Source organism: Staphylococcus sp. HMSC072E01 (assembly GCF_001814125.1).
GTDB classification, from domain to species: domain Bacteria; phylum Bacillota; class Bacilli; order Staphylococcales; family Staphylococcaceae; genus Staphylococcus; species Staphylococcus hominis.
Map to the genome: position 1 here is coordinate 1 of NZ_KV814986.1, position 20444 is coordinate 20444.

General features: G+C 30.6%; 18 protein-coding genes. 2 read left to right on the plus strand and 16 right to left on the minus strand.

From position 1 onward, the window contains the following. The 8 genes from HMPREF2953_RS07885 to HMPREF2953_RS07920 form a co-directional block, all read right to left on the minus strand. A partial coding sequence (locus tag HMPREF2953_RS07885; protein WP_141754095.1) for a YtxH domain-containing protein occupies nucleotides 1-688 on the minus strand: 688 nt, incomplete at its 3' end. Nucleotides 689-759: 71 nt separating this feature from the next. Next, nucleotides 760-1257, minus strand: coding sequence for a DUF948 domain-containing protein (locus tag HMPREF2953_RS07890; RefSeq protein WP_002449680.1), 498 nt, complete (start codon nucleotides 1255-1257; stop codon nucleotides 760-762). Nucleotides 1258-1334: 77 nt separating this feature from the next. Next, the gene (gene murC, locus HMPREF2953_RS07895) at nucleotides 1335-2648 is read right to left on the minus strand and encodes a UDP-N-acetylmuramate--L-alanine ligase (RefSeq protein WP_002455194.1); all 1314 of its coding nucleotides are present in this window, start codon (nucleotides 2646-2648) and stop codon (nucleotides 1335-1337) included. A 21-nt stretch (nucleotides 2649-2669) separates the two neighbouring features. Next, the gene (locus tag HMPREF2953_RS07900) at nucleotides 2670-6227 is read right to left on the minus strand and encodes a DNA translocase FtsK (RefSeq protein WP_070672743.1); all 3558 of its coding nucleotides are present in this window, start codon (nucleotides 6225-6227) and stop codon (nucleotides 2670-2672) included. Between the two features lie 24 nt (nucleotides 6228-6251). Further along, nucleotides 6252-6848, minus strand: coding sequence for a YtpR family tRNA-binding protein (gene ytpR / locus HMPREF2953_RS07905; RefSeq protein WP_049335748.1), 597 nt, complete (start codon nucleotides 6846-6848; stop codon nucleotides 6252-6254). A gap of 28 nt (nucleotides 6849-6876) precedes the next feature. Next, complete coding sequence (locus tag HMPREF2953_RS07910) at nucleotides 6877-7731, minus strand: DUF1444 domain-containing protein (RefSeq protein WP_049335745.1); 855 nt, start codon at nucleotides 7729-7731, stop codon at nucleotides 6877-6879. Between the two features lie 117 nt (nucleotides 7732-7848). After that, nucleotides 7849-8160 carry a thioredoxin family protein gene (locus HMPREF2953_RS07915; RefSeq protein ID WP_002449688.1) on the minus strand — a complete coding sequence of 104 codons (312 nt, stop codon included), beginning with the start codon at nucleotides 8158-8160 and terminating at the stop codon, nucleotides 7849-7851. A 1-nt stretch (nucleotide 8161) separates the two neighbouring features. Further along, nucleotides 8162-9244 carry a M42 family metallopeptidase gene (locus tag HMPREF2953_RS07920; protein WP_002455191.1) on the minus strand — a complete coding sequence of 361 codons (1083 nt, stop codon included), beginning with the start codon at nucleotides 9242-9244 and terminating at the stop codon, nucleotides 8162-8164. A gap of 92 nt (nucleotides 9245-9336) precedes the next feature. Here HMPREF2953_RS07920 and HMPREF2953_RS11490 point away from each other — a divergent pair, with 92 nt between their 5' ends. Further along, a complete protein-coding gene (locus HMPREF2953_RS11490; protein WP_065426806.1) occupies nucleotides 9337-9654 on the plus strand; it encodes a PepSY domain-containing protein in 318 nt (105 codons plus the stop codon). Nucleotides 9655-10022: 368 nt separating this feature from the next. Here the strand turns inward: HMPREF2953_RS11490 and trmB are convergent, their stop codons facing one another. The 7 genes from trmB to HMPREF2953_RS07960 all read right to left on the minus strand — a co-directional run bounded on the left by trmB (nucleotide 10023) and on the right by HMPREF2953_RS07960 (nucleotide 16991). Then, on the minus strand, nucleotides 10023-10664 hold the full coding sequence (gene trmB / locus HMPREF2953_RS07930; RefSeq protein ID WP_002449690.1) for a tRNA (guanosine(46)-N7)-methyltransferase TrmB: 642 nt from the start codon (nucleotides 10662-10664) through the stop codon (nucleotides 10023-10025). A gap of 13 nt (nucleotides 10665-10677) precedes the next feature. Continuing rightward, nucleotides 10678-11469, minus strand: a complete 792-nt coding sequence (locus tag HMPREF2953_RS07935) for a phosphotransferase family protein (protein ID WP_002449686.1) — start codon at nucleotides 11467-11469, stop codon at nucleotides 10678-10680. A gap of 337 nt (nucleotides 11470-11806) precedes the next feature. Next, nucleotides 11807-12658, minus strand: coding sequence for a D-amino-acid transaminase (gene dat / locus HMPREF2953_RS07940; protein ID WP_002449691.1), 852 nt, complete (start codon nucleotides 12656-12658; stop codon nucleotides 11807-11809). A gap of 3 nt (nucleotides 12659-12661) precedes the next feature. Beyond that, nucleotides 12662-14071: a Cys-Gly-3M3SH dipeptidase gene (gene pepV / locus HMPREF2953_RS07945; RefSeq protein ID WP_070672745.1), complete on the minus strand. Its 1410-nt coding sequence runs from the start codon at nucleotides 14069-14071 to the stop codon at nucleotides 12662-12664. A 141-nt stretch (nucleotides 14072-14212) separates the two neighbouring features. Further along, nucleotides 14213-14644, minus strand: a complete 432-nt coding sequence (locus tag HMPREF2953_RS07950) for a YtxH domain-containing protein (RefSeq protein WP_070672748.1) — start codon at nucleotides 14642-14644, stop codon at nucleotides 14213-14215. A gap of 26 nt (nucleotides 14645-14670) precedes the next feature. Further along, nucleotides 14671-15357 carry a pseudouridine synthase gene (locus HMPREF2953_RS07955; RefSeq protein WP_049335739.1) on the minus strand — a complete coding sequence of 229 codons (687 nt, stop codon included), beginning with the start codon at nucleotides 15355-15357 and terminating at the stop codon, nucleotides 14671-14673. Beyond that, the gene (locus HMPREF2953_RS07960) at nucleotides 15354-16991 is read right to left on the minus strand and encodes a putative polysaccharide biosynthesis protein (protein WP_002455187.1); all 1638 of its coding nucleotides are present in this window, start codon (nucleotides 16989-16991) and stop codon (nucleotides 15354-15356) included. Before HMPREF2953_RS07960 ends, HMPREF2953_RS07955 begins: the two co-directional genes overlap by 4 nt. Before the next feature lie 276 nt (nucleotides 16992-17267). Between HMPREF2953_RS07960 and HMPREF2953_RS07965 the strand changes: the two genes are divergently transcribed. Then, nucleotides 17268-18524, plus strand: a complete 1257-nt coding sequence (locus HMPREF2953_RS07965) for a BaiN/RdsA family NAD(P)/FAD-dependent oxidoreductase (protein WP_049335737.1) — start codon at nucleotides 17268-17270, stop codon at nucleotides 18522-18524. Between the two features lie 97 nt (nucleotides 18525-18621). Here the strand turns inward: HMPREF2953_RS07965 and HMPREF2953_RS07970 are convergent. Continuing rightward, nucleotides 18622-20444 (minus strand): DUF1542 domain-containing protein (locus tag HMPREF2953_RS07970; protein ID WP_176746043.1); only part of this gene is annotated, 1823 nt, incomplete at its 5' end.

Sequence of the window (20444 nt, forward strand, 5' to 3'; positions counted from 1 at the left end):
TTTCTGATTGAATTGCTCGACGTTGTGCTGCAAGCTCATCGGAAGAAATACCTGTATTTTTTAAGTCTTCAATTTTATGTCTTACATTATCAATTGTTTCTTCTGTTTGTTGTTTAATACTATAATAATTATCTTTAACTTCTTGTTCTTTTGCTTTTAAATCATCAATTTTTTGGTTTGCTTTATTTTTAGTTAAAAGTCCAATAGTTGAGCCAATGATTGCACCAGTAATAAAGCTAACAATAAAACGTTTACGAGACTTAAATCTCGGATCGTTATAATAAGTTTTATAATCAATCTCTTGATTAGTATCACTAGCAGCTGGATTTGAGAATTTTGGATGATTATAACTCTCATAGTCATCACGATTATAATGTGGTGTATTAACAAAGTTGTTTTGATCTAGTTGATTTACACCATGACCATGTAAGTCATTACCTGAGTTATTTGTTTCAAATGTATCTCTATCGTAGTGTTTTGTCGCACTACTTTGCGCTACGTCTTCTTGTTGATTCGCACCTCTACCATGTAAATCATTACCAGTGTTGTTCGTTTCAAATGCATCTCTATCGTAGTGTTTTGTTACATTACTTTGCGCTACGTTCTCTTGTTGATTCGCACCTCTACCATGTAAATCATTACCAGTGTTGTTCGTTTCAAATGAGTCACGATTATATTTCTTACTCATATTTATTCCTCCTATAAGAAATGCACTTAAACAAGTAAAAACCTCATTTAAGTGCATTTGATTGAATCATATTAAAAGTTTTTCTCAACGTTTGTAGTGTAATTTTGATTTGCATCATTAGCTACAGAGTTAGCTCTGTAGTTTGCACTTCCTCTACGATAGTGTCTATTTTGCCATTTGTCAGCAATTTCCATTGCAACATTTGACCATTGAACTACTTGAGAAATTTTATCTTCATTTTGAGAAATATTATGTGTGATTGAGTTAGTTACACGATCAACTGAGCTATTTAAAGTTTGAACTGAGTCGCCAATACCTTTAACACCATCAACAACAGAGTTTAAACGTTCAACTTTACCTTGAATGTCTTCAGTTAAGCGATTAGCTTTATGAAGTAAATCAGTAGTTTCACGAGTAATACCTTGAACTTGACCTTCAACACCATCAAGTGTTTTAGCCACATGATCTAAATTTTTCTTAACTGAAATTAAAACTACGACAATTCCAATACATAAAATTAAGAATGCGATTGCAGCAATAATTCCAGCAATTGGTAAAATCCAATGCATAAAAAACGCCTCCTAAATATTTTTTTAAAATAAAAGTCATTAATTATAAATACCCATAATAATTATATATAAACATATTAGAATTCTTTTGACATACCAATTTTTTCTTCATAAGCACGTTGAATTTTTTGAATATCTCCGGCGCCCATAAATAGAATAACAGCATTATCAAATTTTTCTAATACATCAATACTATTTTCATCGATTAACGCAGATCCGTCAATACGATTTATTAAATCTTGAATAGTTAATTCTCCAGTATTTTCACGTATTGAACCAAAAATTTCACATAAAAATACGTGGTCTGCTTTACTTAATGCATCAGCAAATTCATCTAAGAAAGCTTGAGTTCTTGAAAACGTATGAGGTTGGAATACTGCAACGACATCTTTATTTGGATATTTTTTTCGTGCTGTTTCAATTGTAGCACTAATTTCTCTTGGATGGTGAGCATAATCGTCTACTAATACTTGTTTTGAAACAAAAGTTTCATTAAAGCGACGTTTTACACCACCAAATGTTTCTAAAGCTTCTTTAATATTATTAACATCCATTTTTTCAAGATAACTAATTGTAATGACTGCTAAGGCATTTTGAACATTATGATTACCATATTGTGGTGTTAAAAATTGATCATAGTATTCTCCATTAATATACACATCAAACTGAGTACCATTTTCAGTTATTTGTATATTATCTGCATATACATCATCGTTTTTACTAAGACCATAATAATAAATAGGTACATCTGCTTTTAAATTTCTTAAATGTTCATCATCTCCCCAAGCAATAATAGCTTTTTTTACATTATTTGCCATTTCTTGGAAAGCACTAGCAACATCGTCGATATTTTTAAAATAATCAGGATGGTCATAATCAATATTTGTCATAATTGCATAATCTGGGTGATAGCTTAAAAAGTGACGTCTATATTCACACGCTTCAAATGCAAAATAATCACTACCTGGTAAACCCATTCCTGTACCATCACCAATTAAGAATGATGTTTTCTTGTCTCCATTCATAACGTGAGATAATAAACCAGTTGTAGACGTTTTACCATGAGCACCTGTAACTGCTACCGATGTATATTGATTAATGACTTGACCAAGAAAATCATGATATCTAATCACATCCAACTTTAATTCATGTGCTCTAACAATTTCTTCATGTGTATCAGGAAATGCATTACCTTGAATAACTACCATTCCTTCATGTATATTATCTACACTAAATGGTAAAATTTTAATCCCTTTATTTTTAAGTGCTCCTTCTGTAAATACATATTTTTCAATATCTGAACCTTGAACTTCATGTCCTAAATCGTGCATAATTTGTGCTAATGAACTCATTCCTGCACCCTTAATTCCGACAAAATGATAATGCGTCATATCCATAAAACTCCTTTAAAATTAATCTTTCTTTAAATCTGCCTCAGTAATAAATACATCTCTTGGTTTAGAGCCGTTTGCTCCAGATATATAATCTAGTTGTTCTAATTGATCGACGATTCTTGCTGCACGATTATAACCAATTTGGAAATGTCGTTGGATTAATGAAGTAGATATATGTCCTTCTTTGACCATAAAACTACAAACATCATCAAATAATTCATCCCGTGCTTGAGTTTGAGTCTTTTTCAATAATTCTTTTTCTTCAAATAAATATTCTGGTTCTCTTTGCGCTTTGATGAAATCAACGACATCATCAATTTCTTCATCAGAGACAAATGTACCTTGTACACGTATAGGTTTATTCATACCACTACCTAAATATAGCATATCACCATACCCTAATAGTCTTTCAGCGCCTCCACTATCAATAATAGTTCTAGAATCCACGCTTGAAGACACCATAAATGCAATACGGGTTGGTATATTAGCTTTAATAAGTCCAGTAATGACATTAACTGAAGGTCTTTGTGTTGCTACTAACATATGAATTCCACATGCTCTCGCTTTTTGAGCAATTCTAGCAATAGATTGTTCTACCTCTTGTGGAGCCATCATCATTAAATCTGCTAATTCATCAATAACAATGACTATTTTAGGCATACGTTGTTCGTAAGACGCTTTTTTATTAAAAGCAGTAATATTACGTACGTGATATTTTGCAAACAGTTTATAACGTCTTTCCATCTCTTCAACAGCCCACTTTAAACTTTGAGTAGCTGCTTTAACATCTGTAATAACTGGTGAAACAAGATGTGGTAAGTCATTATATGGCGCTAATTCAACCATTTTTGGATCAATCAATAATAATCTCAATTCTTCTGGATGATTTTTATATAATAATGACATTAATATACTGTTAATACATACAGATTTACCTGAACCTGTCGCCCCAGCTATTAAAGCATGAGGCGTTTTAGCAATATCCATTAATAATGGCTCGTTATTAATCCGATTTCCCATAGCCACTGTTAATTTAGATTCCGTATTTTTAAACTTAGGTGATTCTAAAATTGATTTTAAACTTACTTTTGAAGAATTTTGGTTTGGTACTTCAATACCTACTAAGCTTGTACCTGGAATAGGTGCTTCAATTCTTATATCTTTAGCGGCCAATGCCATCTTTAAATCATCTTGCAAAGCAGTAATTCTCGAAACTTTCACACCTTTTTCAACAGCTAACTCAAATCGTGTTACACTTGGACCTACAGTCACATTTTGAACTTCTGCAGGAACATTAAAGTAATAAAACGCATCATTTAATTCTTGTTTTTTCTCTTCAATCCATGAGTTATCAATTTGATGAATTTCCGGATCTTCTAATAATTCAAGACTTGGTAATTTAATATTAGGGCCTTTTCTAATCGTAGCTTTACTTTCGTGTTGTTCGTTTTCATCTTGCTCTTCATTCTGAGTATTTAATGTCATAGATATGGCTTGTGTATTTTCATTTTGTACATTTGAAAGTTCACTCGTTTCATCTTCTTGATTATCTTGAAGTGATTGTTCATTAATATTCTTTTTAATATGCTCTTCATGATTATTAGTCGCTTTTACTGATGGACTTGAACTTGGTATACTAACTGATTTACGTTCCAATTTTGTTTCTGGTTTTAATTCTGGAACGGTAACTTTATTAGATTTTTTGAATTTTTTAGCATCCATCAAACGCTTCTTGTCAGATGGCGTCATCACAACGTTAAAAGGTTTACTACCCGGAATGATTGAAGATTTAATAGATGATGAAACATCCTCATTTTCAACGATTTGTTTGTCATCATCTTCTAATTTTTCCCCTTCAGTGTTAGATGAGGAGTCATGAACTGAATCATTGTTATGTTCAACTTGTTCAGAAGCATACTCAGTATCTGTTTCAATTGCATTATCAATTGAATGGTCAATGTCCTCATCGTTATGATTTGATTGTTTAGTTATATCTTCATTCGAAGAAACGTTCATCTCATGATACTTTGCTTCCTCTACTTCTTCTCTTGAAGTATAATTATCTTCTTGCAATTTATTAACTTTACTTAAATGAGCATCTTCATTTTTATTAAGATGATGATGTTTGTCTTTAGTTGAATGTATAGGTGCTACGTTAAGATTATCTTCTGACAATTGATCATCATTATGTTCGTCTGTAGATGTCGTATCATTAACTTCTCGTATTTCTACATCTTTATCATTAACAGTTTGAATATTTGGGACAGATTTCAAATCAATTTCTTCATATTGATAATGCTCGTCATCGTCATCATAATTAGACGTATTTGAATCAGTTTGAGTCCCTTCATCAATCACATGATTATCCGTAGTATTCTCATTTGTGTCTTCCATTTTATCAGTACTATCTTCTGTATGTGTCGTTCTCTCTTCATCATTATTTTCTTCATGATCTAGAGAACTCTCTCCAGTGTACTGCTTAGCTTGATTTGCATACATTTCATCAATGACTTTTTGGATTTCGTTATCACTATCCGATGATTGTTGACGCTTATTCTGTAAAGCTTCTTTAAATTTACGTTTTTGTTGTGCTTTTTTTTCTCTTTCACGTCTAATTTCTTCTACTATTTGTGACGCATAAATATTCTCAATATTCACCGTATTATCTTTTTGAGAAAAATTAGGAACTTTACTTTTTGAAGATGTAGTTTCATAAATATTAGAATTTTGATCATTAATAATTGAAACATCAGTATCTTCATACTTAGTTTGATTCAACGGTTCATTTTTAGACTTGCTTATATTTGTTTTTACATCATTATCAGATACTCGTTGTGCTGTTTGATTTTGTGTTGAATTATTTTTATCGTCATTATGATTATCATCATTTTCATTCTCTTTTAATGGAGGGATAACACCATTTTCAATTGGTCGGCGTTTTTTTGTACCAAATACTGCAGATGGTACTTCTGAAGTTCTAAAACTTGAATGGTGATATGTAGAATTCGATGTCGTTTTATAGTTTGATTTAAAACGCTCCGATTGTAATTTCACATGAGAATGATTATTTGTATACTTATGATATTGAGAAGTCGTTTTTCTATTATTGCTTTCATTTAATTGTGCACTATTCAACGACTTATTACGTTTATTAGAAGGTCTTTCTTTAATTGAAGGCACTCCAGTATCATCATGATTTGTATACTGTCTTCTTCTGCGTCTTCGAGTATCTGTTGCACTATCATAAGTTTGAGGATAGTCATTATCATCTATTTCAACATAACTATAAGCGCCATAACCAAATTCTTTATCACTTTTAGATGATTTCTGCGACATATATTCATCTTCATCAACTTCTCTGTAAACCGCTTCATCATATGTTTCAGCATCTTGCCCTAAATCAATAGGAAAACGAAATTTTCCACGCGGACGATCATAGATATCATCATTTTCAGGAAGTAAGGTATGCTCACCATTCTTTTGTGTTTCTGAGTTATGTCGACGTTTATTTTTTCGTCTTAGTAATTCTTCATCAGAATGTTTATCATTGCCAAATAATTCATCAAACCAACTCATACATCCACATCCTTCCTAGTTTTTTTAATCAAAAAATGCATTGCCTACTTTATAATCATCAGACAATACCATGATTCCTTTTTCTTGAGGTGCATTAGGCAAGTTCAATTCTCTCATTGAACAAATCATACCACTTGATGCCACACCACGTAATTCAGCATCTTTAATTACCATGCCACTTGGCATAACTGCACCGACTTTAGCTACGACAACTTTTTGACCTGCTTCTACATTTGGCGCACCGCACACGATTTGTAGTTTTTCACTACCAACATCAACTTTCAAAATACTTAATTTATCTGCATCAGGATGCTTTTCTTTAGTTTCTACATAGCCTACAACAAATTTAGGTGATAAATCCGCTTCAAGTTGATAATCAAAACCTGCATTTGTAATTGATTGCTGTATAGCTTCTACAAGCGTTTCATTTAATTTAATATGACCATTACTATTAACTGAATATACTTTTGAAAAATCGAAAATATTAAATCCAACAATTTGATTTTCATGTTTAATAGCAACCACATTATTTTTTATTTCATATTCAAAAGGCCCATCTGTTGGTTCAATTTGTAAAAATGCAACGTCCCCTACGCCTTCTTTATTATAAAATAAATTCATTTAAATTCTCCTTTTGACGTATTATTAGTTATTTTTTATTAAATTTTTTACGATTAGCTTCTAAACGTTGAATAACGTTTGGATCTCTTTTTTGCTTATTATTTTTTCCTAAAATAAAAATCGGCTCTAAATGTTCTTTTTTATAACCAAATGAAAGTGACGTTATAGGTACAAGTCCCTTAGTAAAAAATTCCATCGTCAAGTGTGCCATAACGTCATAGCCTGTTTTATTGCGTATATCAGCAATAATTAATACATCTTGATGAGGAACAGCGACTAACATTTCACCTTCACATTGAGCTCCAATTTCATTTAAAAATTTTGTATTTAAAATACGACTCGCATCATATCCGTCATTTGAATTGATAAAATAAAAAATATTTCCTTTTACTTCATCTGTTTTATATTTATTCTCAAGTTTACGTATATTAAACAACGACATTTCTTTAATTTGTTGTGAAGTTAAACCTAGTGTTTTTAACATACTTTCATCAATTAATCGGTACGATTTTCCTAAATCAAGTGCATAATAAATATTAGTTTCTGCAGTATGTTCTTCAATAACAAATTGATGACCTTCTTTAGTTTTTTTATCAAAACTAGTTGATCTTATTACAGGCATAACTTGAATATCTTTCATTTTAGATAGACCATTATCATCCATTTGCGCAATGGCCTCTTCAACATAATAGATAATTTCATCAATGATTTTCTCTTTTTGTTCTTCATACTTTGCTACAATTGCATTAAGCTTGATAGTTACGCCTTTAAAATTATCTCGTCTATATATACGTAATGTTTCTTCTTCACGATCAAACTTAAAATCAACGTCTAAATGCTTTAAACGTTGTTTTAATGTATCTCTCATTTGAAAGACGTTCATATTAAAACACTCCTATTTTCGCACCTTACAATATTTTACAATAAAAAGAGCTTCAATTACAGAAAAATTAGGCTATTCTTTCATATAGATAAGAAAATTTAAGTCCTAATTACTCATTTACACATATTGACTTAAAAATGAATCTATTTGTTCGATTGATTTTCGTTCTTTTCCAATATAACTTCCCATTAATTCACCATTTTTATATACGAGAAAGCTTGGAATACCCATGATATCATTTTCAATTGCTAAATCTATAAATTTATCTCGATCTACTGATACAAATTTAAAATTAGAGTATTTTTTTTCTAATTTCGGTAAATCTGGTTCAATCACTTTACAATCTGGACACCATCCAGCTGTAAATTCAAATACCGTTTGTTCATTTTTTAATTCTTCAAATTGTTTTTCAGTTTCTAATGTAATCATATTATTTCTCCTCACTTTGAAATTGTAATGTTAAAATGTTTTCATTTGTTAAGTGACTCACAGCTTGTTTTAATAATTCACGCGCAGCATAATAATCTCTAATATCAAATACCGCATCTGTACTATGAATATATCGTGCACATACACCTATAACTGCTGTAGGTACACCTTTATTTGCTTTATGGATTTCTCCCCCATCTGTACCACCTGGTGAAATATAATATTGTGAACGAATATCAAATGTATCAACTAACTCCAGTAGATAGTCTCTGAAACGTGGAGAGAGAATCATCGTACCATCTTTAATTCGAATTAATGTTCCTTCACCTAATTGACCAGATAATTGCTGCTTACCTTTAATATCATTTGCAGGAGAACAATCTACAACGAATGCTATATCTGGTTGTATTAATTCAGTTGATGCTTTCGCACCTCTTAATCCAACTTCTTCTTGGACGTTTGCACCCACATATAAATCTACATCTAATTCTACATCTTTGAGTAATTCTAATATTTCAATTGCTAAGACACAACCGTAACGATTATCCCATGCCTTAGCACTATATCGATGTTCAGATAATTGAGTGAATGGTGTAAAAGGAACAATTGTGTCCCCTATTTCTATTCCACGTGATCGAACTTCTTTATCACTTTCTGCTCCTATATCTAACATTAAATCTTTAATCTCAGGAACCGCTTCATTACCTGTTCTAAAATGTTTTGGTATATTCGAAACGACGCCTACAATTTTTTCACCATTTCTATTTTTAACCTGCAGTCGTTGTCCTTGCCATATATCATTAGATACACCGCCTAAGTTAGTAAACTGTAACATGCCATTTTGAGTGATGTTCGTAATCATAAAGCCAATTTCATCCATATGAGCCGCTACCATCACACGCTTTGCATTTTGTTTTTTTGATTTTTTTATACCAAAAACACTTCCCATATGAGTGGTTATCACTTCATCTACAAATGGGGTCATTTCTTTTTTCATGTAGTCACGTACTTCTTCTTCAAAGCCTGGCGCTCCATGTAATTCTGTTAATGTTTTTATACGAAGTAAAGTTTTATCATTTTCCATTACATAAACACACTCCTTAAATTTATTATATCATTTTGATTATGGTAAACTAATAATAAGAACTATTAATAGAAAGGTTAGATTCGATAATTATGACTCGTCAAACTATAAAATATATCTCCATTCCCATCGTAATAACTATAGGAGCATCTACGGCTTTTATACTCTATCATACATTGAAAAACAAAAAAGTAAAAAATCCCGATAGAATATTAGAGGAAGTAAAATCATATTTTATGGATATTAAAGGTTCTTACATACTTCATGAACCTTTGCAAAATAAAGAGCAATATTTAAATCGTTTTGTTTATCAAGGTGGTATTACTCAAAATAAAAACAACCGTGATATAGAGTATACCTTCTATGCTGATGCACACACAGGTAAAATACTTACTATTGAAGAAAATTAATATTATTTTTTGATATTTAAAAAATATTTTAATACTTTTTTCACTTCATATTTATATTTTAAATTACATTTGTTTGATGTTTTTATTAATTTTTTATCATTTTCGAACTTAACAGTAAAGTAACGATTACTATGATAATACAAAAATCAATAATCATTTTGGATGAGATATGGACTAAATTTTTCTTTTTTTCTTACATATTGCATTGGATGTTTATCATATGTACTTATCCATAAATTTAAATAACAATGTATTTAGCACATATGTACTTATATGTATCATAAAGAGCAATAAATGATAAAACAACACACGAGCGTAAGAATGTATTTTCTTCTTACGCTCGTGTGTTGGATTTAATATATTATTTATTAATTTTTATGAAATTTGGCTTCCATTCTATAAATACGGGAACCTTTATCAGAAAATTTTTTCTCATATTCAGTTAATATATTATCTTCATCATCTTCATCATGAAGATTTAAATTTAACTTTGTAAAATACATTCCATATTGTGACATGCTTTCAAGACTATAAGCAAATAAACCTCTATTATCTGTTTTAAAATGTATTTCTCCATCTTCTTTAAGAATTTGTTCATATAAAGCTAAAAAAGTTCGATACGTTAAACGACGTTTTGCATGTCTTTTTTTAGGCCAAGGATCCGAGAAATTTAAATAAATTCTAGATACTTCATTCTCTTTAAAGTACTCATTTAATTCAATTGCATCATTGCAAATCATTTTTAAATTTGTAAGTCCTTTATCTTTTACTTTATCAAGCACTTTATACATAACGCTTTTTTCACGTTCTAAAGAAACAAAATTAATTTCAGGATGTTGCTCTGCAAGTGTAGTTATAAATTGTCCCATTCCTGAACCGATTTCAATATAGATTGGCTGTTTCTTATCAAACCAATCACTCATTTTGCCAGCATGTGAACCATCCATGTCTACTAGGTCAGGATGTTCTTTCAAATAATCTTCTGCCCATGGTTTATAACGGACTCTCATGTATTAAATCTCCTTAAATAAATAAATTACTATTCATTACCTCATTTAAAAATTTGAGCCATGTGTTCATATCTTTAAATCTTTTTTGTTCTTCATACCATTGAATCATGCCGATTGACTGAATCACAGTATACCATTTCATACGTTTATTTAAGTCCATACTTTCTTTAACACCATAAGTATTAAACCAGTTAGACCATTGTTGTTTTGGAACGTAGTTGTATAGCAGCATACCAATATCGATGGCTGGATCAGCAATCATGGCACCTTCCCAATCTACTAAAAATAGCTCATCACGATCAGAAAGTAACCAGTTATTATGATTAACATCACCATGAACTACTGTAAAGAAACGTGAATCTAAATTAGGAATATGGTCTTCCAAGTAAGTTAATGCTTTTCGAATAATATGATGGGTTAATACGTCTCTAGATAAAGAAGCATTAATTTTCTTTAACATAATATTTGGGGTAATAGGTTCCATTTCCATACGTTTTAACATATTAAGTAGTGGTTTTGAACCATGTATTTTTTTGAGAAGTTCAGCAACTCTTCTTTGAGACATTTCTGATGATGTAAGTTCTCTACCATTTTTCCAATGTTGTGCTGTTACAACTTCGCCTGTTTCAATACGTTTTGTCCAAACTAACTTAGGCACAATACCTTCTGCAGATAATGCTGCAATAAATGGATTTGAGTTACGCTTAAGAAATAATTTTTGTCCATCTTGTTCAGCCATATACGCCTCTCCAGATGCTCCACCTGCAGAATCAAGCGTCCACCCTAATTGATAAAACTGCTCCAACTCGTTCACCTCACTTTCAACTAGAAAATGGCTCGAGAAATATAGTTTTTCAAGAGCCATATATCTAATTTAATCATCGCTTTTTATCTAACGATTATATTTCTAACTTTGTTTTTGTTATAATGGTAAAATTATTATTTAAATGCCCCCAAATTATTTGAATTTTTTACCTTATCTCTTTAATCACTCAATGATGATTTTATAATTTTTAGCTTGATTTTTCAACTGAAAATGAGAAACAAAATGATACATTTTACTAGTATGAAAAAGCTAAAATCCCAAATGCTTTATAAATATTATAACATATCATATACATCATCGTTGAAGAAATTTAAAGTTAATTGATACTTTTTGATTCAATATATTTTTCGAATCCTTCTTGTAATTTTTTAGTAATTGGACCTACTTTACCATCATTTACAATTTCGCCATCAATCTTTACGACAGGTGTTACTTCAGCAGAAGTACTAGACACAATGACTTCATCTGCATTTTTTAAGAAATCAACTGTAAATGTTTCTTCATTAAATGGGATGTTGTAATCTTCAGCAACCCATTTAATTACTTTTCGAGTAATACCATTTAAAATGTAATTATTAACGGGGTGTGTATAGATTTCGCCATCTTTAATCGCATACACATTACTTGACGCACCTTCAGTAACAGTTTCTTCTCTATGTTGAATGGCTTCTGTTGCGTTATATTTAACTGCATATTCTTTAGCAAGAACATTTCCTAATAAGTTTAAACTTTTAATATCACAACGTAACCATCTAATATCTTCAACAGTTACAGTATTAATGCCATTTTCAAAGTCGTCATATGGACGATCATAACTTTTAGCAAATGCCATAATAACAGGTTTAACTTCTGGAGTTGGGAAAGAATGGTTTCTTGGTGCCACACCTCTTGTCGCTTGAATATAAATTCCACCATTTTGAATGTCATTGATTTTTAAAAGTTGTCTTACAATATCTGTTAGCTCCTCGACAGTATAACCTAAATCGATTTGAATTTCACTCGCACTTCTAAGGAACCTTTCAAAGTGTTCAGTTACTGTAAATAATTTACCGTTGTATGCACGAATATATTCATATATACCATCTCCAAATACATAACCTCGGTCTTCATAAGAAACTTTTGCGTCTTCTTGATTTAAAAATTCTCCGTTAATAAATACTTTTGTCATTATTTATCCCTCCACACATAGTGAATAAATTGCTTCTAAATAGATACTTGTTGCGTTGAATAATTGTTTTTTAGTAATATATTCATTCTTTTGATGCATTAAATCCTCTGAATCTTCAAACATAGCTCCAAATGCAACACCTTTGTCTAAATTACGTGCATAAGTGCCTCCACCAATTGTATAAGGTTCTGTCATATCACCCGTTTGATTTCTATAAGCAGTGACAAGTTTTTGTACAAATGGATCATTTTTATCTACAAAATGAGGTTGTTGAACTTTACCTAATTCTATTTCAAACCCTTGAGATTTGATTTCATTTTTAAAACGTTCTAAAGCAGTTTCAAATTCGAAGCCTTTAGGATAACGTAAATTGATACCAAATTTGCCACCTTTTTCTTTATCATACGTAATGATACCTACGTTTGTTGTCACGTCTCCCATGACATCAGTATGGAACTTCATACCCATTTTTTCGCCAAAATGAGATTCATGTAAATAACGATTACTAAATTCAGCGAATTCTTTTGCAGTTTGATTAAGATTCAAAGTTGATAGGAAGTCAATAAGATATAAACCAGCATTCACACCAAGTGAAGGATCCATACCATGGACGGCTTTCCCTTCAACAGTTAATACCAATTCACCATTATCTACAACCGCTTCACCTTCTAATTGTTGTTGGTCTAGATAATATTCGAAATGTTGAACTACGTCTGTCATATTTTTTTCAACCAAAATGTGTGCTTTAGCATGATCAGGAACCATGTTATAGCGTTGACCAGATTCAAATGAAAGAAGTGTTGCTTCTGAATGATCAGTATGAAGTGAGCTTACATTTTGGACTAAATCAAATGTTGTAATTCCTTTTTCTCCATGAATAGCAGGAAATTCAGCATCTGGTGCAAAACCTAAAGCAGGCATTTCTTCTGTTTCGAAATATCTTTCTGTACATTTCCAGTCAGATTCTTCATCTGTACCAATAATAATATGAATACGTTTTTTCCAATCTACATTCATTTCATTTAAAATTTTAACTGCATAGTAAGCTGCGATAGTTGGACCTTTATCATCAAGTGTGCCTCTTGCCACAATAGCATCATCTGTTACAACAGGTTTAAATGGATCAGAGTCCCAACCGTCTCCAGCAGGAACAATATCTACATGACATAAAATTCCCAATACATCTTCACCTTGACCTGCTTCAATTCTTCCAGCAATATGATCAACATCATGGGTAGAAAAACCATCTCTTTGAGCAATTTTATACATATAATCAAGCGCTTCACGAGGTCCAGGACCAACTGGTGCTTCCTCTGAAGCTTGACTATCATCTCTCACACTCTTGATTGAAAGTAATCCATTTAAATCTTCAATAATTTGACTTTCATATTCTTGTACTTTTTCTTTCCACATTAGAGATCAACTTCCTTTTCAATAGATATACCTATTATTTTACATAAATCTAGTATTAAATGACAACAAGATGTCAGAAAATTTCATAGTATATAAAAAAAGAAGTGAGAAAAAATTTTCTCACTTCTTTAAAATTTAAATTTAATGTCTATCATCTAAGGCATTATGATTGTTTTTTAAATCTTCTTCAGTGACTACTCTTAAATTATTATTAACAGTTACGCCACCTTCATCATCGAATTTACCTTCTGCTAATTCATGTGTGTCATTTTTTTTAGTATTCACATTAGTGAATTTAGATTTTTCATCTTGTAATAAAGATTTAGGATCATTTTTTAAACGATTTGCATAACCTTGTGGGTCATTCTTTACATTTTGAATTGTTTCATTTGCTTTTGAACTAATATCATTAACTAGTCCTTTCGCATTTTGTTTATAGCCTTCTGGATTTTCTTTATATTTATTATACTCAGCTTTTAATTTATTTCTGCTACTTTCACGTGATAATGCTACTGCAGCCGCTGCTGCACCAATTCCTGCCACAATTCTTAATAAACCTGCACGTTTAGCCATCATATTACCCCTTTTCTCTTTTATTACTATAAAAGTTTTAATTCTTCTGAAGTTAGTAAACGATACTCTCCAGATTTTAAGTTTTCATCTAACGTCAAATTAGAAATTTTAAGACGTTTTAATTCTAATACCTCATTATCAATTGAATGAAACATTCTTTTCACTTGATGATACTTTCCTTCATAAATAGTAACTAAAGATAAATTATGATCTAGTTTTTCAAGTTGTGCTGGTTTTACTTTGCCATCTGATAATTCAATTCCATTTTTAAAAGCAATAATATCTTCGTTTTTAATAGGGTATTTAGAGGTTACTTTATAAGTTTTAGAAACATGTTTAGATGGACTCATTAAATTATGGTTAAATTGTCCATCATTAGTAATAAGTAATAAACCTTCAGTATCTTTATCTAGTCTGCCTACTGGAAATATATCAAGATGGCGGTAATCAGCAATAAGATCTATCACTGTTTGATTTATATCATCATAAGTAGCAGAAACATATCCTTTAGGCTTATTTAACATAATATAAACATGATTAATATACTCTATTATTTTGCCATCTACAGTAATTTCATCTTGCTCAGGATTCACTTGGTATTTAGGTGATTTTTCCACTTTATCATTAACTTTGACACTATTTTTCTTTAAAAGCTGCTTTACCTCAGTACGCGTGCCAACTCCCATATTCGATAAAAATTTATCTAATCTCATCTTAAAAATCCAACTTTACGTCTAATTTTTTCTGGTAATTCACCAAGAAATTGATCAGCTAATCGATTTTTAATTGTGATACTACCATACACTAAAGCACCTACAATAACCCCAACGAGTAATATAATCATTGCTCCAAATTTACGTTCTACAGGGACAAAATGACCTAAAATTAAGTAAACAATTTCCACACTAATCATCATGATTAAACTATAAATAAAAATTTTCGCTACTTGCACAAATGTTTCTGTAAATTCATATTTCGCATATATTTTTAAAATAAAGAAATTTGCTGTAATCGCAAAACTCAATGCAATAGCAGTACTTAAAATTGCTCCTGCAGTATGGAAAGTCATAATTAATGGAATATTAAGTGCTAACTTTAATACAACGGCTCCTAAAATGACAAACACTGTCAATTTTTGTTTGTCTATACCTTGTAACATCGAAGCAGTAACACTAAGTAAAGAAATTAATATTGCTACAGGGGCATAGATAAATAACATTTTGTTTCCATCTGGATTATATTGATAGAAAACTGTATATAAAGGTGCAGCCAGTGCCATTATCCCTAAACTTGCTGGAACTGTAATATACATTAATACACCGATTGATGTTTTAATTTGACGATGCATTTCAGTTAAACGACCTTCTGCATATGTTTTAGTAATATATGGTATTAAACTTACCGCAAAACCTGCTGCAAGTGATGTTGGAATCATTACAATTTTATTGGTTGTAAAGTTTAATATCGTAAAGAAATAATCTTTATTTGCATGGAATCCTGCTGCATCTAGTGCATTGTTATGTGTAAATTGATCAACAAGGTTAAATAATGGGAAGTTTAAACTAACAATTACAAACGGAATACTGTATGCAATAATTTCTTTATACATTCTTCCATAAGAAATGTCTAATCCTGTACGATCAGACTCTACCATTTTTTGAATGTGAGGTTTACGTTTTTTCCAGTAATACCAAAGAGTAAATAAACCTGCAATTGCTCCCACAGCCGCTGCGAATGTAGCTACACCATTGGCTTGTAAATATGTACCATGAAAAACATTTAAAACTAAATAACTACCTATTAATATAAATATAATTCTGGCTAATTGTTCAGTAACTTCAGATACAGCAGTTGGACCCATCGATTGATAACCTTGGAATACCCCTCTCCATGTTGCTAATAGTGGGATAAAAACCACTACTATACTGATGATACGAATAATCCAAGTAATCTCTGGTACTGTCCATCCACCTTTTCCTTCTTTTTGACCTAAAGTAATCACTGCAATATCAGGTGCTAAATAAAACAATATTAAAAATCCTATAATACCTGATATCGACATTACGATAAAACTCGATTTATAGAGTTTTTGTCCAACTCTATATGCTCCTATTGCATTATACTTTGCTACAAATTTTGAAGCTGCTAAAGGCACTCCAGCTGTCGCGACAGCAATAGCAATATTATAAGGAACATAAGCATAGTTAAACGGCGCTAACTTTTCCTCCGCATTTGCACCCATAATCGCATAAAAAGGAATTACAAATAAAACACCTAGAATTTTAGTAATTAAAATACTAAATGTTATTAAAAAGGTTCCGCGCACCATTTCCTTATTTTCACTCATATTCAATCTTCCTATCTTTAATTTAATCAAACTATGTCGTTATACATCTGTCTAAACTAAGGACTTGCATTACTATAAAATATATCACAAAATACTTATTGTTTCTCGTTTCTTTTTAAGTTTTTTAATCGTTTCTTCTCACTATTATTAAATAAAAATATTGTAAGTTTTTTTATTTATGTATTTAATACACTTTTTAACGCAAAATTCTACTTCGGTTCGCAAAATAATAAGTATTTATGTAGAATATAAATGTATGATAACGGAGGTTAATATATGTATCAAACAATAATCATTGGCGGTGGACCAAGCGGATTAATGGCAGCAGTTGCTGCGAGTGAAAATAATAGTAAGGTTCTATTAATCGAAAAGAAAAAAGGTCTTGGAAGAAAATTAAAAATTTCTGGTGGTGGTAGATGTAATGTGACTAATCGTCTACCTTACGAAGAAATCATCAAAAATATACCCGGAAACGGTAAATTTTTATATAGTCCATTTTCAAAATTTGATAACGAATCCATAATAGAATTTTTTGAAAGTCGTGGTATAAAATTAAAAGAAGAAGATCATGGAAGAATGTTTCCAGTTTCAAACAAATCACAAGACATTGTTGATACTTTAGTTAATACAATTAAGAATAACAACGTTGAAATTAAAGAAGAAACTGTTGTTAATGACATTTCTAAAAATGATCAATCTTTTATAGTAAAAACACAAGATGGCGAATTTGAATCAAAAACAGTTATTATTGCGACTGGTGGAACAAGCGTCCCCCAAACTGGATCCACAGGTGATGGCTACAGATTTGCTAAAAATCTAGGCCACACTATTACTGAATTATTCCCTACTGAAGTTCCTATTACATCTAGTGAATCTTTTATTAAAAATAAAACACTTAAAGGCTTAAGTTTAAAAGATGTAGAATTATCAGTTTTAAAGAAAAATGGTAAAAAACGTATTAGTCATCAAATGGATATGATTTTTACACACTTTGGTGTAAGTGGACCAGCTGCATTACGTTGTAGCCAATTCGTTTATAAAGAACAAAAAAATCAAAAAAAACAAGACATACAATTACAATTAGATGTATTTCCAGAGATTTCTTTACAAGATTTAGAAAATAAAATAAAGAAAATCTTAAGCGAAGAACCAGACAAATATATAAAAAATGCACTGCGTGGTTTAATAGAAGAAAGATATTTATTGTTTATGCTAGAACAGGCTAATATTAATGAAAATACAACATTTCATCATCTTTCAAATCAACAGTTGACTCACCTCGCAGAACATTTCAAACAATTCATTTTCACTGTTAATGGTACCCTTTCAATTGAAAGAGCATTTGTTACGGGTGGTGGCGTTTCTCTTAAAGAAATATGGCCTAAAACAATGATGTCAAAAATTCAACCTGGTTTATTTTTATGTGGAGAAGTATTAGACATTCATGGGTATACAGGCGGCTACAATATTACAAGTGCTTTAGTTACCGGCCACGTCGCTGGAAGCGAAGCTAGACAATTTATATATCCTTAAAAATAAAAAAGCACTCCAAAAGTTAAGTAAAATTATAACTTTTGGAGTGTTTTTTATTTCATATTTTGAATACGAAGATAACTGAATTTATTTTTTATTATTTATCTTCTTTTTTTCTTCGTTTTAATAATAATAGCAGACCACTTAATAATGTGAACTCAGCTAAAGATAATAATGAGTTTTCATTTTCACCTGTATAAGGTAGAGTATTTAATTTTGAATGATTATTATTCACACTAAATTTATTATTAAAATTATTAAATGTAACTTTGTTGTCATTAACCAATCCAAAGTTATTTTCAAATTGCTTAACATTCACATGTTCAATCTCATTAATAGTCACTCTCGTTAATTCATTAATATCATTAGTAGTCACATTTTCAGCTAATTTATTTAAGGCTTTCATAACATAAACATCAATTTGTTTATAAGCTTTATTTCTATTATATTCTGATATATTTGTTAATCCTTTAATATACGCTTTACGTTTATTTGCTACATCAAAGATTTGAGATTTAGCTTTCAATTTTACTTTGTCGATTAGAACTATTTTATTAAATTCTTGAAGATAATGTATTTTTATATTATCAACTTGTTTATTAGTTTGAGCTTGGTTTACTTTTTCTTCTGCTTTTTTATATGATTCATCAAGTTTTTGTTTTATGAATAGTTTTTCATCTATTGTAAATGTTTGATCAGATGATACTTTATCTTTTAATTTTTGTAATTCCACTTCTAATTTAGATAAAGCATCTGCTTTTTTAATAACTTCAACTTGAATACTATTAATTGATTGTTTACCTTGCTCTGTAGTCTGATCGACATCTGAGTTAGTATTGGCACCTTCGAGCAGTTTTTTAGCTCTCATTACTGCCTCTTCTACTTTTTGTTTTGCTGCATCCTTTTCTTCTTTTGTTGCGTTTGGTGTTTGATCAATTTCTGCTTTCTTTTGTTTAGCTAATTCGTCGATAGTTTGTTTAGCTACAGATTTTTTAACTATTTCTGGTTGAATTTCATCAATAGCATGTTTACCTCTTTCTTTGGCTATTTCAACATCAGAATTAGTCGTAGATTGAGCAATATTATTCTTTGCTTTTATAACTTCTTCATCTACTTTTTGTCTAGCCACATCCTTTTCTTCTTTTGTTGCATTGTGATTATTCTCAATTTCTGCTTTTTTAATTGTTGCTTCATCATCTATCGCTTGTCTAGCTAAAGATTTTTGTATTGTCTCTGGTTGAATATTAGATATAATTGAAATTCCAATTTGAGTTGATTGATCTACTGTATTATTCGTTGTAGATTGATCAACATTATGTTTCGCTTTTGTTGCTGCTTCATCTACTTTACGTTTTGTCATTTCTTTTTCTTCATTCGTTGCTTCATGATTACTATCAATTTCTGCTTTTTTTGCTGTTACTTCATCATCTATAGATTTTTTTGCTTGTGTTTTTTTCAAAGCTACCGCATTTATATTATTTATTGCACTTATACCATTAATTTGTGCATGATCTACATTGGAATTATTTATTGATTGATCAACATTTCTTTTAGCTTTATTAACCTCATCATCAATTTTTTGTTTAGCTATGTCTTTTTCTTCTTTTGTTGTCGAATTATCTTGATCAATTAGATTTTTTCTAAGAGTTGCTGCTTCATCTATCGCTTGTCTTGCTTCTGATTTTTTAACTACTTCTGGTTGTATATTTTCAATAGTATTTTTACCAGTTGTTTTAGCATTATTCACACCGTCATTTGTCGTAGCTTGATTTATATTATTTTTCGCTTTTATAACTTCTTCATCTACTTTTTGTTTTGCTACTTCTTTTTCTTCTTCAGTTGCATCTAGCATTTGATTAATTTTTTCTTTTTTTACTTTTGCTACTTCATCAATTGCTTGTCTTGCTTCTGATTTTTTAA

Excerpts from the sequence above, each read along its gene's own strand:
- HMPREF2953_RS07890 (WP_002449680.1), bottom strand. The coding sequence starts at position 1,257 with ATGCATTGGATTTTACCAATTGCTGGAATTATTGCTGCAATCGCATTC.
- murC (WP_002455194.1), bottom strand. The coding sequence starts at position 2,648 with ATGACGCATTATCATTTTGTCGGAATTAAGGGTGCAGGAATGAGTTCA.
- HMPREF2953_RS07900 (WP_070672743.1), bottom strand. The coding sequence starts at position 6,227 with ATGAGTTGGTTTGATGAATTATTTGGCAATGATAAACATTCTGATGAA.
- ytpR (WP_049335748.1), bottom strand. The coding sequence starts at position 6,848 with ATGAATTTATTTTATAATAAAGAAGGCGTAGGGGACGTTGCATTTTTA.
- HMPREF2953_RS07910 (WP_049335745.1), bottom strand. The coding sequence starts at position 7,731 with ATGAACGTCTTTCAAATGAGAGATACATTAAAACAACGTTTAAAGCAT.
- HMPREF2953_RS07915 (WP_002449688.1), bottom strand. The coding sequence starts at position 8,160 with ATGATTACATTAGAAACTGAAAAACAATTTGAAGAATTAAAAAATGAA.
- HMPREF2953_RS07920 (WP_002455191.1), bottom strand. The coding sequence starts at position 9,244 with ATGGAAAATGATAAAACTTTACTTCGTATAAAAACATTAACAGAATTA.
- HMPREF2953_RS11490 (WP_065426806.1), top strand. The coding sequence starts at position 9,337 with ATGACTCGTCAAACTATAAAATATATCTCCATTCCCATCGTAATAACT.
- trmB (WP_002449690.1), bottom strand. The coding sequence starts at position 10,664 with ATGAGAGTCCGTTATAAACCATGGGCAGAAGATTATTTGAAAGAACAT.
- dat (WP_002449691.1), bottom strand. The coding sequence starts at position 12,658 with ATGACAAAAGTATTTATTAACGGAGAATTTTTAAATCAAGAAGACGCA.
- pepV (WP_070672745.1), bottom strand. The coding sequence starts at position 14,071 with ATGTGGAAAGAAAAAGTACAAGAATATGAAAGTCAAATTATTGAAGAT.
- HMPREF2953_RS07950 (WP_070672748.1), bottom strand. The coding sequence starts at position 14,644 with ATGGCTAAACGTGCAGGTTTATTAAGAATTGTGGCAGGAATTGGTGCA.
- HMPREF2953_RS07955 (WP_049335739.1), bottom strand. The coding sequence starts at position 15,357 with ATGAGATTAGATAAATTTTTATCGAATATGGGAGTTGGCACGCGTACT.
- HMPREF2953_RS07960 (WP_002455187.1), bottom strand. The coding sequence starts at position 16,991 with ATGAGTGAAAATAAGGAAATGGTGCGCGGAACCTTTTTAATAACATTT.
- HMPREF2953_RS07965 (WP_049335737.1), top strand. The coding sequence starts at position 17,268 with ATGTATCAAACAATAATCATTGGCGGTGGACCAAGCGGATTAATGGCA.